Origin of the sequence: Pseudomonas sp. B37(2017), from assembly GCF_002112885.1 — a bacterium.
GTDB classification, from domain to species: domain Bacteria; phylum Pseudomonadota; class Gammaproteobacteria; order Pseudomonadales; family Pseudomonadaceae; genus Aquipseudomonas; species Aquipseudomonas paraglycinae.
Genome location: NZ_NEIX01000001.1, coordinates 305,866 through 323,665 on the forward strand (window position 1 = coordinate 305,866; position 17,800 = coordinate 323,665).

Sequence of the window (17,800 nt, forward strand, 5' to 3'; positions counted from 1 at the left end):
TTTCGCTAAGGTCGAATTACTCGGGAATCACCGCAACCACATCAATTTCCATCAGCCACTGCGGCTGACCCAGAGCCGACACCACCAGACCGGTGGAGATCGGGAACACGCCCTTCAGCCATTTGCCGACTTCCTGGTACACCGGCTCGCGGTAGCGCGGGTCGATCAGGTAAGTGGTGGTCTTGACGATATGGCTCAGGTCGCTGCCGGCCTCTTCGAGCAGTTGCTTGACGTTGCGCATGGCCTGTTCGGTCTGCGCGCGCGGGTCGCCGAGGCCGACCAGCTCACCATCGAAATTGGTGCCGACCTGACCACGGACATACACGGTGTTGCCGGCGCGTACGGCCTGGCACAGGTCGTTATCCAGGGTCTGGTTCGGGTAAGTGTCCTTGGTGTTGAACATGCGAATGCGGGTGTGGGTTGGCTGACTCATGTGCGGCTCCTGACGAAATCGGACCCGGCGCGACGGGCGCCGGGATTGAAGAAGGAAATCAAGCGTCGACGGTGTCGACAGCGTTGTTGTGCAGCGCGGCTTCGCGTTGTTCGGCATCGCGATAGGCCAGGTATTTGCGCTGGGTGGCGATGTGATCGGCCACGTGCTTGGCGTCGTGCCACACACCCCAGATGAACGACGAGCCGCGTCGCGACTGCCACGGCAGACCGAGGAAATACACGCCCGCTTCGCTGGACACGCCGCGCTGGTGCTGCGGCTTGCCGTTGTCGTCGAACGCGGCAACTTTCAGCCACGAATAGTCCACGGCAAACCCGGTGGCCCATATGATCGAAGTGATGCCGGCGGCGGCCAGATCGAGATCGGCCAGCGGGTTTTTCACGCATTCAGGATCCGGATACGTTTCGCGGGCCTCCGGTTCCAGCGGCAGATCGAGGCCGTTGCGTTCGATGTAGGCGTCGGCGGCATCCAGCAGCGCGAGGTAGTTCTCGTCGCCACGCTTGAGGTTGTCGCGCAGGTCCTGTTTGAAGGTCACCACGCCATCGCTGAACGATTCGGTGACGCCGACCAGGGTCATGCCACGGTGGGCCAGACCACGGAAATCGATGGTGCGGCCACCGTGGGCGCCGCTGACGGCGATGGTCACGTGCTCGCGGCCGGGTTTCATCGCGGCCTGGTCCCACTCGCCGAGTACGCCCAGCCACCAGCAGAAATCACGGTTGCGGTAAGCGCGAGGAGGGCGATCGTGAGCGCCGACCGAGAGGTAAACCTGCTTGCCCGAGCGCTGCAATTCATCGGCAATCTGTACGCCCGACGAACCGGCACCGACCACCAGCACTGCGCCGGCCGGCAGTTGTTGCGGGTTGCGATAGTCGGCCGAGTGGATCTGCAGCAGACGCTCATCTTTCGGCGCAATCGCCGGGATCACCGGACGCTGGAACGGACCTGTTGCAGCGACGACGCGGGCCGCTTCGATCACGCCTTCGGAGGTCTCGACGGTGAAGCCCGGGCGCCCCACATTACGCACCACGCTTTTCACATCGACGCCGGTGCGGATCGGCGCGTTGAATTTCTTCGCATAGGCTTCGAAGTAATCGGCGACACGTTCCTTGTGGGCGAAACCGTCCGGATCGACGTCGTCGAATTCCATCCCCGGAAATCGGTCGTGCCACGCCGGACCGTTGGCCACCAGCGAGTCCCAGCGCCCGGTGCGCCAGCGTTCGGCAACGCGGTTGCGCTCCAGCACCAGGTGCGGCACACCGAGTTTGCTCAGGTGTTCACTCATGGCCACACCCGCTTGACCGGCGCCGACAACAAGCGTGTCTGTTTTTATTATTTCAGTGGTCATCTCTGATCCCTTCTCACGAGGCCGTTGGATTCAGGTCGCTGTCGACCTGTTCTCTGTGCTTGGGATCAGACTAGGGAGGGGGGGGGTATCGGTAAAATATTATTAAGCTGGCATGTGAAGATAAAAACGTGATGCAGAGGCCTGAAAGCCCCTTAAATACGGGGCTTCGACCTGGCACCGGAATCCGGGACAACAAAAAAAAGGACCGCCGACAGGGTTGTCGGCGGCCCTTTTCAAGGCGTGTTCAGATCACAAGGACTCAGCGATCGAGAAACGCCAGCAGGTCTTCATTCAATTGCTGCGCATGGGTCACCGCAAAGCCGTGCGGTGCGCCTGCGTAGACTTTCAGTTCAGCGCCCTTGATTTGCGCAGCCGCTTGTTTGCCGGTGGTTTCGAACGGAACGATCTGATCGCCATCACCGTGAATCACCAACGTCGGTACGTCGATTTTCGCCATGTCCGGGCGGAAGTCGGTTTCCGAGAACGCGGTAACGCAATCCACGGTGCCTTTGAGCGAGGCCAGCAGCGCGATGTTCAGGGTTTGGGTCAGCACGCCGTCGGAGACTTTCTGACCCTGATTGGTGCCGTAGAACGGGGCGTTGAAGTCTGCAATGAACTGCGCGCGATCCTTCAGCAGGCCGGCCTTGATTCCGTCGAACACCGACTTGTCGACGCCTTCGGCAAAGTCCGGTTTCTTGCCGAACAGCGGTGTCACCGCGCCTAGCAACACCAGCCCGGCGACACGCTCGCTGCCGTGGCGCGCAATGTAGCGGCTGACATCGCCGCCGCCCATGGAGAAGCCGACCAGGGTCACGTCACGCAGATCCAGGTGCTCGATCAACTGCGCGATGTCGTCGGCGAACGTGTCGTAGTCGTAGCCGGTCCACGGCTGCTCGGAACGGCCGAAACCACGACGGTCGAAGGCGATGGTGCGGTAGCCACGGCTGCTCAGGTATTCCATCTGGTATTCCCACATGTCGCCATCCAGCGGCCAGCCGTGGCTGAACAGCACGGGCTTGCCGCTGCCCCAGTCCTTGAAATAGATCTCGGTGCCGTCTTGGGTCGTGAACGTGCTCATGAAAACTCCTTGGGTGTGGGCCTGCGTGGATGCCGTGATGGCAGCGTTCACTATCGCGACAAAGGGCATTGGCCACTTGTACGCAGGTGCTAAGTTTCGTGGCGCACGCGTTAACGGTTTGGCGACATGAGTTGTAAGATGCAACCGCATCGAACCTGCCGTTTTGCCGGAGACACCCCAAATGAAGCGCAAAAGCCTTGCGGGCAATGCCTGCCCGATCGCCCGGACACTCGACCTGATCGGTGACTGGTGGTCGTTGCTGATCATCCGCGATGCGCTGGAAGGCATTTGTCGTTTCAGCGATTTCGAGAAGAGCCTGGAGATTGCCAAGAACATGTTGAGCACCCGGCTCAAAGGGCTGGTGGAACGCGACATCCTGCGCCTGGTGCCGGCGTCCGATGGCAGCGCTTACAAGGAGTACGTGCTGACGGAAAAGGGGCGAGCGTTGCAAACCGTGATCGTTGCGTTGTCGCAGTGGGGTGGGGAGTTCATGTTCGAGCCTGGCGAGCCGGGGTCGGTGATGGTGGATGCACAGAAGCGTCAGCCGATCAGGAAGCTTGAGTTGCTGTCGGCCGATGGTCGGGTGCTGGCGCCGGACGATGTGGCGACGAAACTGGCGGTTGAGCACTGAGAGGAAACTGAAAAGCAGGTCCCGGATGACATTTACTGATGCCGCTGGTCGGCAATACACATTTAGTAATAACAAAAATTGACGTCAGAATAGTGGCTCATTACTATCGCGCCACTATTTTGATATCAGTTTCCGTCTCGAGGGATCGAACATGTACTCACCCGCCCTTGGGGCGAGGTTGTGCCTGGCTTTGCTGTGCCTGTCTCCGCTTAACGCTGTATTTGCTGCACCCACTCCTGGTGAAACCGACCTGATCCGTGAACGCCAGGATCGACTGCTCGACGAGCAGCGCCGTCGCCTCGAAGAACTCAAAGACCTGCCGGGCAAGGAAGCCCGGCCAGTTCAACCGGTGGCGCCGACCGACACCCGTTGTTTCCCGATCAAGGACATCGAACTCAAAGGCGCCGACAGCCTGTCGGACAGTGACAAGGCGCGCCTGCTCAAACCGTACATCGGCCAGTGCCTGGGCGTGGCGCAGCTCAATGAACTGCTCAAGACCATTACCGACCATTACATCGGGAAGGGGCTGGTGACCAGCCGTGCCTATCTGCCGCAGCAGGATCTGTCTGCCGGGCACCTGAAAGTGCTGGTGGTCGAAGGCAAGCTCGAAAGCCTTAAAGGGGCCGAGAACAGCAAACTTTCCGAGCGTGAACTGGCGATGGCCTTTCCCGGCAAGGCCGGCGAACTGGTCAACCTGCGCGAGATCGAGCAGATGGTCGATCAGCTCAATCGACTGCCGTCCAATCAGGCCAAGATGGAATTGTCTCCGGGCAAGAACGTCGGCGGCAGCGACGTGCTGGTCAACAACGCGGCGCAAAAGCCTTGGCGCGCAGGCCTGTCGCGCAGCAACGACGGCCAGCGCAGCACCGGTGAACAGCAGTGGGGCACCACGTTCGATTGGGACAGCCCGTTGGGTCTGGCCGACCAGTTGAGTCTGCGCGGCGGCCACGACGCGATGACCGATCACCAGCACACCTCCAACAACGCGATGCTCAACTACAACCTGCCGTGGGGCTGGTGGAATTTCAGCTACACCTACAGCCAGAGCGAGTACCGCTCGCTGATCGCCGCCAGCGGCTTCAATTTCAAGCAGACCGGTGACAGCGAAAACCATCAGCTGCGCGCCGAGCGGGTGATCCACCGCGACTCGGTCAGCAAGACCTCCCTCAGCGCCGGACTTTCATATCTGCGCACCAACAACTTCATCGAAGACAGCAAGCTCAAGCTGAGCAGCAACCGCATCAGCGAAGCGCAGTTCGGCTTCAACCACGGACGTCGTATCGGCAGCGCCTTCGTCAACTTCGACGCCGGCATGCAGGAGGGTATCGGTGCATTCGACGCTCAGGGCATCCACGACCCGGGCCCCGGCGAGCCGGACGCGCGCTACCGCAAATACACCGCAACCCTGAGCTATCTGCAGCCATTCAAAGTGTGGGGCGAGTCCTTCACCTTCAGCAGCCTGATGACCGGTCAGCGCAGTGAAGACGTGTTGTTCAGCCCGCAACGCACCAGCCTCGGCGGGCTGTCGTCGATCCGTGGCTACAAGGATCAGTCGTTGTCCGGCGACAGCGGCGGCTACTGGCGCAACGACCTGCGCTGGGCACGCCCGGTGAGCGCCGAATGGCTGCGCCCGGTGTTCGCCGAATACGGCACCAGCCTCGGCTACGACCAGGGCGTGATCCGTGGCGACCGTTACAACGGCGAGCAACACGGGCGCATGTCGAGCAACTCGCTGGAGCTGTTTGCGCGTGGCGAACACGTGGCAGCCAGTGTGACTTTTGCCCATTCCCTGGAACGACCGGCCGCACTGACCGAGCGCGAAGCGCCGATCTATTTCCGCCTGGATTTCTTTATCTAATTCTGCCTGCTCCGAGATTCTAATATGGACATTCGCCACCTGGCTTTTCTGGCCAGTCAGCCTTCTGCTGCCGTAAAAAACCGCGAACGCTTCTGGGGCATGCCCAAACGCGGCCTGGCGTTCCTGCTGGCCAACGTCATGTTCTGGCAGCCGATGTGGGCGCAGGCAGACGGAATTGTGGTCAGCGCGCCCGGCACCACGCTCGACCGGGCGGGCAACGGCGTGCCGATCATCAACATCGCCACGCCCAACGGCGCAGGGCTGTCGCACAACCAGTTCCACGATTACAACGTGGACGCCCAAGGCCTGATCCTCAACAACGCGACCAGTCGCACTCAGTTGACGCAGATGGGCGGGATCATTCTAGGTAACCCGAACCTGCGTGCAGCGGCTGCGCAAACCATCCTCAACGAAGTCAACGGTGGCAGTCCGAGCCAGTTACGCGGATATACCGAAGTGGCGGGGCAGTCAGCGCGGGTGATCGTCGCCAACCCGTACGGCATCAGCTGTAACGGTTGCGGCTTCATCAATACACCACGCGTCACCCTCACCACCGGTAAACCGGTACTCGATGGCGCGGGTCGGCTGGATCGTTTCCAGGTCGATCAGGGCAGCGTATCCATCGATGGCAAAGGTCTGGATGCCGGCGCCGTCGACAGCTTCGAAATCATTACCCGCAGTGCGCAGATCAACGCGCAGATCCACGCCAAACGCCTGAACATCACCACCGGTCGCAACGATGTAAACGCCGAAACGCTGAACGCCACCGCGCGTGCCGATGACGGCAGTGCCAAGCCGCAGCTGGCGATCGACTCTTCGGCGCTCGGCGGGATGTACGCCGGGGCAATCAAACTGGTCGGGACCGAGGCCGGTGTCGGCGTGAAACTGGCAGGAGAACTGGCGGCCAGCGCCGGTGATATCCAGATTGACGCCAATGGCCAACTGACGCTGGCCAAAGTCACGGCCAGCAATGCGGTCGACATCAAAGCCAAGGGTCTCGAAGCCCAGCAGTCCGTTTACGCGGGCACGCAACTGGCGGTGCAAACCGCACAGGATCTGGTCAACCAGCAAAGCCTTGCTGCCAGGGACAGCGTTCGCCTGACCAGTGGCGGCAAACTGGTCAATGCCGGCGTGATCGAGGCCGGGGTGAATGCGGACAACAGCCGCAACAGCAATGGCGATCTCACCCTCAACAGCGGCACCGTGAGCAACCGTGGCAGTGTGTTGGCCAGTCGCTCGCTGAGCGCCAATACCGCAGGTTTGTTCGATAACCAGAACGGTATCGTTCAGGCCAAAAACGTCGCGCTGAGCACCACTCGCCTGGTCAACCAAGGTACTGGTGCGCGGATCTACGGCGAAACCAGCCTTGCTTTCAATGTCCCGGCCATCGTCAACCTCAGCGGCTTGATCCGCTTCGCCGATGGCCAGGCGGCAACACTCTCCGTCGACAATCTGGACAACCGCAAAGGCCGGATTGAAATCGCCGGCGGCAGCCTGAAACTCAATGCACGGGCGTTGCATAACGACGACGGCAAAATCATCGCCGGACGTCTGGATATCGATACCCGACAACTCGACAACGCTGGCGGCCTGATTGCTGCCAGCCAAAGCGCAACCAAGGTTGTCGCCCGCGAGCGTCTGGACAACGGCAAAGGCAAGATCCAGGCAAAAACCGACCTCGTCGTATCGGGCGCGGAGCTGCTCAATCAGGGCGGTACGTTGGCCGCCGATTCGATTCGGATCACCGGCACTCGGCTGGACAACAGCAGCAAGGGTGTCATCAGTGCCGAAAACGGCAATGTCGATCTGACGCTGGATCAGGATCTCGACAACCACGACGGCAAGGTTCAGGCATCGAAACGCTTGAGCATCGCTGCCCAGAGCATCGACAACCGCAATGCCAGCCTGACCGGCAAAACGCTGGGGTTGACCAGTCGCGGCAAACTCGACAACACCCAAGGCACGATTTCATCGGATGACAGCGTGCTGGCCAGCGAAGACCTGGACAACACTCAGGGCCTGATTCAGGGCAACACGACCCTGAACCTGACCGTCCGTGATCTGGACAACACCAACGGCCAACTGCTCGGCGGTGTAGTCGATGCGACGCTGGACAATCTCACCAGCAATGACAAAGGCGCGATCAGCGCCGAGACCGGCAAGCTCACGCTGGTCGTCAACAAGCACCTGAACAATGCCTTGGGTCGATTGCAAGCCAGCCAGGGTGACGTGGATGTTCACGCCGGCAGTGTCGACAACCGCAAGGGTGTGGTGGCTGCGCAACAGTTGCTGTTGGTCGCTCGCAATGGCCACATCGACAACCGTGGCGGGCGGGTGATCGGCGATCGCCTCGACCTGCAAGCCGCCAGCCTCGATAACGGCGAGGGCGGTCTGTTGGCGGCGGGCGTTGACGGCGCTCGGCTGATTCTCAAGCAAACCGTTGCCGGTCAGTCGCAACTGCTCAATCAAAAGGGCCGGATCCAGAGCGACGCTGACCTGTACATCGAAAGCGACACGGTCGACAACCGTGCCGGTGTCCTGCTGGGCAAAACCATTGAAGTCAACGCGACCGAACTGAACAACAGCGACAAGGGCGGCATCGTCGGCACGGGCGGTGACATTACGCTGAAAATCGCCGGGGTCTTCAAAAACGTCACGGGCGTGGTCGACGCCGCCGAGCAACACCTGCTGCTCGAACAACTGGTCGAACTCGACAATCGCGGCGGCACATTGCGCGGCCAGCGTCTGGACATCACCAGTACGTCCATCGACAACCGTGACGCGGGCCAGATCATTGCGGGCAGCGATGGTCTGAAAATCGTCGGCAGCACCGTGCTGAATCAGCAGGGTGCAATCCTCGCCAATGGCAGCCACGCAGAACTCGCGCTCGGCGCCGGCAACCTGCAGAACCAGGGCGGTACGCTACAGTCCGACACCCTCGACATCACCAGCGCCGACCTCGACAACAGCGCAGTCAACGGCAAGGCCGGTTTGATCTCCAGCCTGCTGGGCGATTTGAAGTTGACGGTGACACGTCTGACCAACCGCGCCGGCAAGATCTTCGGCAAAGACCAGGTCGTTTTCGATGGCTCCAGCCTGGACAACGCGGGCGGTGAGATCAGCGGTAATCGACTGGGCCTCGAAGCGGTCAGTCAGATTCTCAATCAGGGCGGACTGATCGAGTCGGCGACGAACCTGAAACTGATCGGCGGCCAACTGAACAACAGCGCTGGCGGGCAGATTCGTGCACTGGGCGGAGCGTCCAGCCAGATCAAACTGACTGGCAACCTGAACAACCAGAACGGCGTCATCGAGATCGGCAGCCAGGATCTGGAACTTGCCGGCGCCCAGCTCAACAACCTCAGCGGCAGCGTTCGTCACGCCGCTCAAGGGCTGTTTGATCTGGATCTGAGCAACCTGACCGGCACTCAAGGCAGCCTCACCGGCCTGGGCAAAGGCGTTTGGGATATCGCTTCGGTCAATGGCGTGGGCACCTGGCAATTGAACGGTGGCCTGACTTACACCAGCACGCAGGGTCTGACCCTCAACGCCGGGGATCGTATTGCCAGTGCCTCGGCACTCAAACTGAATGTCGCAAGCCTGGAAAATGCCGGCGAACTGGCCAGCGACGGTGACCTTACGCTGAGCCTGGGTGGCAACCTGATCAACAGCGGACGGGTGTCCGCCAAACAAAAACTGGTTATCGGCGCCAACGACCTGATTCAGCGGGATGGTCGTCTGGTCAGCGGTGGCGACACCGAGCTGACGCTGAGCGGCACGCTCGACAACCTGGGTCGACTGATTGCCAACCAGAACCTCACAGTCTCCGCTGTGCGGATCGACAACAAAGGCACGTTGGGCGCACAAGGCAATCTTCTGTTCAATGCCACCAACGGCATCAGCAACGGCCCTGACACGCTGCTGTTCAGCGGCGGCACGATGGAACTGCACGGCAACAGCCTGAGCAACTTCTATGGCGATATCTACAGCCGCGGCAAGCTGACATTCGACGCTGTGGGCGGTGGCCGGGCCTCATCGTTCAGCAACCTGTCGGGCACCCTCGAAGGTGAAGGTGACATCGACATCAACGCCGTTTCGTTTGAAAACGCCAAGGCCGAATTCGAGATGACCTCGGGGCAGTCGTCCGGCAGCCTGAGCTGGGTGTGTGGCCAGCATTGCGGAGGCGGCGACGGCTGGAAACGCGGCACTATCACCATCACCACCGATTTCAACGACAAGGTCCTGAGCGACTCGCGTGCGGCACGGTTTGTTGCGGGCAAGAACCTCACCATTCATGCCAATAACGTCGAGAACCGCTACAGCCTGCTGGCCGCGAACGGCGATCTGACCGTGTCTGCCGACAGTCTGCTGAATCAGGGGGCCGTGTCGCGCTCGGGCCATCGGGTGGTGAAGATCGGTACTCCCGGGCACATCGACAACAGCCTCTGGGACAAGATGGAGTTCACCGACATCCCGGCCTTCAACGCGGCAACCGCTGCGGGCAACTTCGACGAGGAGCGCTTCAACGAACTGGTCAGCCGCTCCAGCGACTCACGCTTTTCGCAGATGAGTGACGTCACCACTTGGGATGAAAACGGCAACAACGTCTATTCGGCGGTGCTCCAGGCCGGTGGCAAAGTCAAACTGGACGTCGCTCACAGCATCCAGAACGGCACGCTCTACGACAACACCTACGATCAACTGACCGGCAAGCTCTCCAGCGATCAGACGACCTCGGTCGGCGGTATCAACATCAACCTGGGCAAGCACAGCACCGACGCCAGCGCCCAGGCGCCGAAAGACATCACCCGGATCGAGCGCGTGGACGCCGATGGCGTGAAGCAGATCAGCTTCGTGCCTGTCGACTTCAAAGGCGTGCCGTTTGCCGCTGTGGATCCGACGGCGTCCTCGACATTCCGTCTGCCGAAAGGCCCGTACGGCATGTTCGTGCAGAGCTCGAATCCGCAGAGCCGTTACCTGATCGAAACCAACCCGGAGCTGACCCAGTCCGCGCCGTTCATGAGTTCCGATTACCTGCTGGGCAAACTCGACTTCAGCGCCGATGAAGCGGCGCGCCGACTTGGCGATGGCCGCTACGAGACGCGACTGATCAGCGACGCAGTGATGGCCCAGACCGGTCAGCGTTTCCTGGCCGGTGGACTGAACAACGATTACGAGCAGTACCGTTATCTGATGGATAACGCGCTCGCCAGCAAAAATGAGCTGAACCTGTCGGTAGGCGTGAGCCTGACGTCCGAGCAAGTGGCGGCATTGACCCACGACATCGTCTGGATGGAAGAGCGGGTTGTCGACGGTCAGAAAGTGCTGGTGCCGGTGCTCTATCTGGCCCAGGCCGAGTCACGCAACGTGCGTGGCGGCAGTCTGATTCAAGGTCGTGACCTGGAACTGATGGCGGGGAATGATCTGGTCAACGTCGGCACGTTGCAGGCGACCAAGGATCTGTCTGTCGACGTCAAAGGCAGTCTTTATCAGGGTGGGCTGGTCGAAGCCAACGAGCGCATCACGCTCATGGCCTCCGACAGCATTCGCAACGCATTGGCCGGTGAGATTCGTGGCAATCAGGTCAGCCTCACCAGCCTCAAGGGCGACATCGTCAACGATCGCACCGCCGTCGCCGTACGTGACGGCAACGGTATGCGCACTCTGGTGGACGAAGGTGGCAACATCAGCGCACGCGACACGCTGACCATCAAGTCGGGCAACGACCTCGTCAACTCGTCATCCATCAGCAGCGGCGGCGATGCCACCCTGAGCGCCACTCGCGACATCAACCTGTTGGCGACGCGCAACGAAAGCGAACTGCACGAATCGTTCGATGGCGGCCATCGCTCGGTCATCACCACCACCGTGGAGAACCTCGGCTCCAGCGTGAAAAGCGGCGGCAACCTGAAGCTCGACGCCGGCCGCGACATCAATGTCATCGCCAGCACCGCCGAGGCCAAGGGCAACCTGACCGCCGACGCCAAACGCGATATCTACCTGTCCTCTGCGGGCGACGAACACAACGTCGAAACCCACAGCAAGGACGGCAAGAAGCGCGTTCACGAAGAAGACAACCACACCGTCCAGAAGGCTGCCGAGTTCATTGCCGGTGGCGATGTCAAAACCAGCTCCGGTCGCGACACGACCCTGGTGGCAAGCAAGATCAGCGCAGGCAATGAAGCCTATGTCTACGCGGGCAATGACCTGAATCTGCTGGCCGCGCAGAACAAGGACTACACCCTCTATGACATGAAGGAGAAGGGTGGTTTCGGCAACCTGAAACTGCAGCGCGACGAAGTCACCCAGATCACCCATGTCGGCAGTGAAATCAAGACCGGTGGCAACCTCTCGCTGGTCAGCAAGGGTGACCAGGCCTATCAGGTGGCGAAGCTCGACAGCGGCAAGGACATCATCCTGGACAGTGGCGGCTCCATCACCTTTGAAGGGGTGAAGGATCTGCATGACGAGAGCCACACCAAAACCAACAACAACGCCGCATGGGTATCCGCCAAAGGTCGCGGCAACACCGACGAAACCCTGCGCCAGACCCAGATGATTGCCAAGGGCAACATCGTGCTGAAAGCGGTTGATGGGCTGAAGATTGATATCAAGGATGTGAACCAGGAGTCGGTCAGCCAGACCATCGACACCATGGTCAAGGCAGATCCGCAGTTGGCGTGGCTGAAGGATGCTGAAGCGCGGGGGGATGTTGATTGGCGGCGAGTGAAGGAGATTCACGAGTCGTTCAAGTATGAGAATTCGGGGGTTGGTCCGGCGGCACAAATCGCTATTGCGATCATGATGTCGTTCGTAATGGGGCCTGGTGGGTTGGCGTTGGTGAGTGGGGGCGCCACTGGTGCAATTGCCACGAGTCTGGCTACCACGGCTGTGACCAGCACCATTAGCAACAAGGGCAATCTGGGTGCAGCGTTCAAGGAAACGTTCAGCGCGGACAGTCTGAAGAGCGCGGCGATTGCCGGGTTCACAGCAGGTGTACTCAATTACGCCGATGACAATTGGTTCAAAGCTGCAGCCGGTGGCGCCAAGAACGCGAACATTCTTACCAGTTCCAATTTTACGGATGTTGCGATTCGGACGACGGGGCGAGCAGTCATAACCAGTGGCATTTCCACTGTTACTGGTGGGGGCAACTTCGGGAGCAACTTCGGTTCCGCGCTCCTGGGTGAGGCGGGCAACGTTGGCATGGCGACCGGGTTCGATTGGGTGGGTGCCAATACAATCAGATTCCCTGAGGGAAGCGTCGAGAAAGTATTCGCTCATGCGCTGATGGGCGGCTTGCTATCGCAGGTCATGGGTGGCGATTTTGCGACTGGAGCGGCGGCGGCAGGGCTCAACGAAGCAGCAATCAATGCGATTTCCGGGTTCGCAGGTGGAAATACGGAACTGGAGAAAACGCTTTCTCAACTGACTGGACTGATTGGCGCAGCGGCAGTGGGTGGTGACCTTTCATTAGGTTCGGATATTGCTAAAAACGCGACGGAGTACAACCACCAGGGTGAGGGCCACTCCCACCTGGACCAATTGCAAGGTCACGGGATTCAGGAGGTTGATGAAGAACTAAGGCATACGCTTGGTGAACATATTCCGCTTCAGGAGCAAGAAGCGGTTGGTGATTTGACGCTGAAAATTGATCCGGGCCTCAGTCCTGGGATGGCGGGTTCTGTACTTGGTATCAAGGTCCCGGGTGGTGGGGCAAAAGGTGGCACAAGTTGGACAGGTTCGGGGCCAGTATCAGGGGTTTTAGGTTTGGAGCCAAACTCTTCTTCCTCCAAGGCTATACTTAACTATTATCCGTCGACCAGAAGTGGAGCGATTGAATTTGTTTTTGACCCTAAAACAAATTATTTCGCTGTTGGTAAGCCGAGTACGAATCTGGGTGGTTCTCCTCATGAGCAGCTAGGCGCTACCATAGGTGCTAATCCAACGACTTTGGTAGGCGGGATGTTTAAACGAGGTCCAAGCGGAGAGATTCTAACCAATGAGCACAGTGGGCATTATTGGCAAAACTGGAATCCAGAGGTTCGATTTAATTTTGAGGAATCAATGAAGCAGTATGGAATCAATGTGAAGCATAATCCGGGGATTTGAAGTATGAGTGCCTTGTCAGGGAAAAGAATTCTAGGTGGCGACTTCTTGATTTGTCAGGATGAGCTTGGAGGCTGGCGACTTGATGGGGGCTCGGCTTCCTTTAATTTGGTGGATGACTCAGACTTTAAACGCGTGATTTCTTTACTTGAATTTTCTATTAGTGAGGTGAAGTTGGAGTTGGGTTCCGCATTTCCTTATTATGCACTGATAGGCGTGGGGTTGAAGCACGAGTCTGATTATTGGATTGATCTCGCCCTGAATTGGGTTGGTCAATTGAATTCTCAAGAGGCTCTTAAGTTTCTTGAGCAATTGCAGTACATATCCGCGGACAAAAAAGTTTCTCAAAAAAACAGAGGTCAGGCTAAGAAAGAAATAAAAAGGTTGCGGGGGCTTACTAGTTGAATGACAGATGGGGTACACCACGTTTAATTAAAACGTGGCTTTCTGAAGGATTGTCCGCTCTCCCGGGAGAGGAAAAGGGGACAATACGTGGAAACCATTATGAGCCATCATGAGAGTTACCCCATATCATGGGTTGCACCTATATTGCCATCAGTGTCACTCGCTGGAATTCCTTTGAGAAAAAGGGGGCGGATTTATTTGATTTAATAAATCTGTCCCCTTTTTATGCACGCTCCGGGAGTGCCGCATGTGCATTTTGGAGTTAAAGACCCTGCGACTGGAAAATATATTTCTAACAATCATGTTCCCTACGCGGACTAGGATGTAAATATGTCTATCGTTCAGAAGGGTGTTGTTGTCGCTGGCGAATATTCTGGCTGGAATATTTTTGTTGCTGATGACAGTGATGGCGACACTGGTGGGTATTACCTTTACTTGAAAAAAAGTGATACCGAGGGGTTTGATTACTGGTTTGAGCATGAGGTAGGGCTTCAAAATCAGCTAGTTGATTTTGACGTGAAGTGGATGGATTAATATGCGAAAAGCGAAAAAATTGGCGGATTTATTTGATTAATTAGATCCAGAAGAAAAGGGGGCGGATTTATTTGATTTAATAAATCCGGCCCATTTTTTCGTCGATAAATAGGTGATTGGGATGGACCAAAAAGTATACGAGTTGCTTAACAGTATTCCGGAGGAAGCAGGTTATGCGGTGAGTGCAGGGGATCTTGATCCAGAAGACATACCACTAAACCGAATTGAAGCTGTGAAGGAATTGCTTCTAGATACAGTCAGTGATGACGAGCGATTTTTTGCAGCGAAACTACTGACCAGTTGGGGAGTTCATGAAGGTCTGGTTGCTCTTGAAAGAAGTATGGAGAGCCCGGAAAGTTTGGAAGGTACATACAGTCATCGGCTGCATGGATATGACGATACGTATTGCCAGATACTAATGGCTGTGACTAGATATTTTGCCAATGTGGCTGATAGGGGAGATACAGACTTGGCGCGAGCGCAGGTTTTTTCTCCCTTGACGAAAATTATTGAATTGTCGAATAGCAAACCCTTTGAGATAGGGAAAATTTTTGATTTTGTCGTTAATGAAAAATATCTTGAATATTTGCCTTATATAAGGGATCACCTTTCCTTGATAATCGATCATCCAGATATTCATCGCTGGAAAATCTATGATGCTATCGAGTGCTTGTTGAAGCTGGATTCGAAGTTTGTTATGTCTCTCCTGAAAGAAAAAAATAAGACGGTTGAAGATTTCAGACCGTCAGTGGCACGTTGAATGAAGATCGGCAGTCGACGCGGTCTAAGTTAAAGGGGGGCAAGGAATACACTGATCAATGCTTGTATGCTTGCGGAATGCATCTGCAATTGTAAAGCAGAAGGTTTAATAATGAATCCGAGAACCTATGAATTGCTCAATGGTATTCCAGAACATGCAGACTATGCCGCAGAAGCAGGAGATCTGGAGGTTGAGGATATTTCACAGGATAGACTCGGCTCTGTGAAAGAGCTACTTCGTGAATCGAATGATGAATTAGTACGATTTTATGCTGCAAAGCTGTTAACGAGTTGGGGCGCTCGTGAAGGCCTGGTCGCCTTGGAAGAGTTTATGAGTAAGCCTGAAGTTTTTGAAGGGCTATATGTTCACCGGTTACATGGTTATGATGATACCTATCGTCATATATTAATGGCGGTGACAATGTACTTTGCAAATGTCGCTGATAAAGAAGGGAAAGAAGTCGCAAGGGTACAGGTTTGCGATCTTCTTTTGAAGATTGTTGCGTTGGCCGGAGTGAGGCCTTTCGAAATTTCCGAAATGCTTCGCTTTGTTAGGCGTGAAAACTATATCGAATACTTGGCGCCACTAAAGCAGTATCTTTTGTCGATAATTGATCATCCAGAGGTGCATCGTTGGAAAGTTTATGATGCTCTGGAATTATTTATGGCTTTCGATTCGGGTTTTGTCGTGTCTTTATTGAAAAGTAAAAATATGTCTATTGATGATTTTAGCCCCCTGAGTCAAAGCTGATGGCGGTCTAGCTTGGGAGGGGGGGTATTCTATTTAATAAATATGCTTCCTTGTTTTGAAAACCTTTTGTTTCATGCTTTTAGCATTTGATGGGAATGCATATGTCACTCTCGGAAACTGCAAAATTTTTAATGGGAATTTTGGAGGGAGAACCGCCAAGCACGGTATTGAATGGGGTGCTGGAGACTGATCCCGGTATGGATAAGTATGAATTGGCTAATGTTTTCCTGACGAGATTTGATCGCTTGGACAGTAAGGTTCTGCCTGCGATATGGCATTGGAAAAGCGTCAGATCAATTAGAGGTATGTCTGACGAACAATTTGATGAGACCGTGCTTGCTCTGATGCGGTCCGCGGGTTATAGGGGTTGAAAGGAAAGATGAAAGGGGGCGGTTCTGTCCCTTCAAAATTAATGGGAACAAAAGCTCAGGCACAACCATTGCTAATGGATCGGTTGATGTGTAAACCCAAAAATTCACTGGTGATTGTCGGTTTATTGATCCGAACCTATATGCTCTTTGTTTTGATAGGCGCATGTGTCGTGGCGATAGCCACAGTTGCTTATTACTTTAAACATGGTGAGTGGGCGTTTAGCCTGAAGGGGGTCATCAGAACATTGATAGGGGCCGGAATTTACTCATCTTTCGCTGTCGTGTCCTTGTTCTTACAAGCATTCCTTGCCAGGCGCAAAATCAGACACGAAAAGCAAAAAGATTGAGCCCTGGAAGAATGCCTCCCCCTAAAAAACGCCCCGAACCTGGCGGGGCGTTTTTTATTGTGGATACCCCCCTGCGGCGTATCACCGAAACGCCGGCACCACATGCTTGATAAACAGCTCCAGCGACTTCTTCTTCTCCGCATGCGGCAAGCTGTTGTCGCACCAGAAACTGAACTCATCCACCCCCAGTTCCTGGTAGTACTTGATCCGCGGAATGATCTCTTCCGGCGTGCCGATCATCGCCGTCTTGTGCAGGCTCTCCAGTTCAAACTCCGGACGTCCGGCAAACTTCTCTTCCGGGCTCGGGGCGAGGAAGCCGTTCACCGGCACTTCTTTGTTGCCGAACCAGGCATCGAACGTGCGATAAAAACGTGAGATGGCTTTAGCGCCAACCTTCCAGCCTTCCGGGTCATCCGCCGAGTGCACGTGGGTATGACGCAGCACCATCAATTGCGGACGCGGCACGTCCGGGTTGTTGTCCAGCGCCGTCTGGAATTTGTTCTTCAGATCGAGAACCTCTTCATCGCCCTTCATCAACGGCGTGACCATCACGTTGCAGCCGTTGGCCACGGCGAAGTTGTGCGAGTCCGGGTCCCGGGCGGCGATCCACATCGGCGGGTTGGGCTTCTGGATGGGTTTCGGCACGCTGGTGGAGGTGGGGAATTTCCAGATCTCGCCGTTGTGGGCGTAGTCGCCTTGCCACAGCGCGCGCACCACCGGGACCATTTCCCGCAGCGCCTGGCCACCGCTGGACGCGGGCATGCCGCCGGCCATGCGGTCGAATTCCACCTGATAGGCGCCGCGGGCCAGGCCGACTTCCATCCGGCCGTTGCTGATCACGTCGAGCAAGGCGCATTCACCGGCGACCCGCAGCGGGTGCCAGAACGGCGCGATGATGGTGCCGGCGCCCAGGTGAATGGTGGTGGTCTTGGCCGCGAGGTAGGCCAACAGCGGCATCGGGCTCGGCGAGATGGTGTATTCCATCGCGTGGTGTTCGCCGATCCACACGGTGCTGAAACCGCCGGCCTCGGCCATCAACGTCAGTTCGGTCAGGTCTTCGAACAGTTGACGGTGGCTGACGCTTTCGTCCCAACGTTCCATGTGTACGAACAGGGAAAATTTCATGACGCTACCTCGAATCTCTTGTGGTCGGCCGGT

The 17,800-nt window shown here is 56.9% G+C and carries 12 protein-coding genes; 8 read left to right on the plus strand and 4 right to left on the minus strand.

Annotation, left to right across the window (positions count from 1 at the left end; genetic code table 11):
- Positions 1-16: 16 nt before the first annotated feature.
- The 3 genes from CAF90_RS01575 to CAF90_RS01585 all read right to left on the minus strand — a co-directional run bounded on the left by CAF90_RS01575 (position 17) and on the right by CAF90_RS01585 (position 2,877).
- Complete coding sequence (locus tag CAF90_RS01575) at positions 17-433, minus strand: RidA family protein (RefSeq protein ID WP_007950460.1); 417 nt, start codon at positions 431-433, stop codon at positions 17-19.
- Positions 434-491: 58 nt separating this feature from the next.
- Positions 492-1,799, minus strand: coding sequence for an NAD(P)/FAD-dependent oxidoreductase (locus tag CAF90_RS01580; protein ID WP_085603004.1), 1,308 nt, complete (start codon positions 1,797-1,799; stop codon positions 492-494).
- 259 nt (positions 1,800-2,058) lie between these two features.
- Positions 2,059-2,877: an alpha/beta fold hydrolase gene (locus CAF90_RS01585; protein ID WP_085603006.1), complete on the minus strand. Its 819-nt coding sequence runs from the start codon at positions 2,875-2,877 to the stop codon at positions 2,059-2,061.
- A gap of 181 nt (positions 2,878-3,058) precedes the next feature.
- On the opposite strand from CAF90_RS01585, the gene CAF90_RS01590 reads away from it, so the two are divergent.
- The 8 genes from CAF90_RS01590 (at position 3,059) to CAF90_RS01630 (ending at position 16,642) form a co-directional block, all read left to right on the plus strand.
- A complete protein-coding gene (locus CAF90_RS01590; RefSeq protein ID WP_085603008.1) occupies positions 3,059-3,508 on the plus strand; it encodes a helix-turn-helix domain-containing protein in 450 nt (149 codons plus the stop codon).
- Positions 3,509-3,659: 151 nt separating this feature from the next.
- Positions 3,660-5,366: a ShlB/FhaC/HecB family hemolysin secretion/activation protein gene (locus CAF90_RS01595; protein ID WP_085603010.1), complete on the plus strand. Its 1,707-nt coding sequence runs from the start codon at positions 3,660-3,662 to the stop codon at positions 5,364-5,366.
- Between the two features lie 24 nt (positions 5,367-5,390).
- Positions 5,391-13,478, plus strand: coding sequence for a DUF637 domain-containing protein (locus tag CAF90_RS01600; RefSeq protein WP_085603012.1), 8,088 nt, complete (start codon positions 5,391-5,393; stop codon positions 13,476-13,478).
- 3 nt (positions 13,479-13,481) lie between these two features.
- Positions 13,482-13,880, plus strand: a complete 399-nt coding sequence (locus tag CAF90_RS01605; RefSeq protein ID WP_085603014.1) for a hypothetical protein — start codon at positions 13,482-13,484, stop codon at positions 13,878-13,880.
- A 330-nt stretch (positions 13,881-14,210) separates the two neighbouring features.
- Positions 14,211-14,414 (plus strand): hypothetical protein, encoded by a 204-nt coding sequence (locus tag CAF90_RS01610; RefSeq protein ID WP_085603016.1) that lies wholly within the window; start codon positions 14,211-14,213, stop codon positions 14,412-14,414.
- Positions 14,415-14,535: 121 nt separating this feature from the next.
- Positions 14,536-15,174 (plus strand): hypothetical protein, encoded by a 639-nt coding sequence (locus tag CAF90_RS01615; RefSeq protein ID WP_085603018.1) that lies wholly within the window; start codon positions 14,536-14,538, stop codon positions 15,172-15,174.
- Positions 15,175-15,285: 111 nt separating this feature from the next.
- On the plus strand, positions 15,286-15,924 hold the full coding sequence (locus CAF90_RS01620; RefSeq protein WP_085603020.1) for a hypothetical protein: 639 nt from the start codon (positions 15,286-15,288) through the stop codon (positions 15,922-15,924).
- 367 nt (positions 15,925-16,291) lie between these two features.
- A complete protein-coding gene (locus CAF90_RS01630; RefSeq protein ID WP_139834493.1) occupies positions 16,292-16,642 on the plus strand; it encodes a hypothetical protein in 351 nt (116 codons plus the stop codon).
- Between the two features lie 81 nt (positions 16,643-16,723).
- Here the strand turns inward: CAF90_RS01630 and CAF90_RS01635 are convergent, their stop codons facing one another.
- Positions 16,724-17,767: an LLM class flavin-dependent oxidoreductase gene (locus CAF90_RS01635; protein WP_007950451.1), complete on the minus strand. Its 1,044-nt coding sequence runs from the start codon at positions 17,765-17,767 to the stop codon at positions 16,724-16,726.
- Positions 17,768-17,800: the final 33 nt, after the last annotated feature.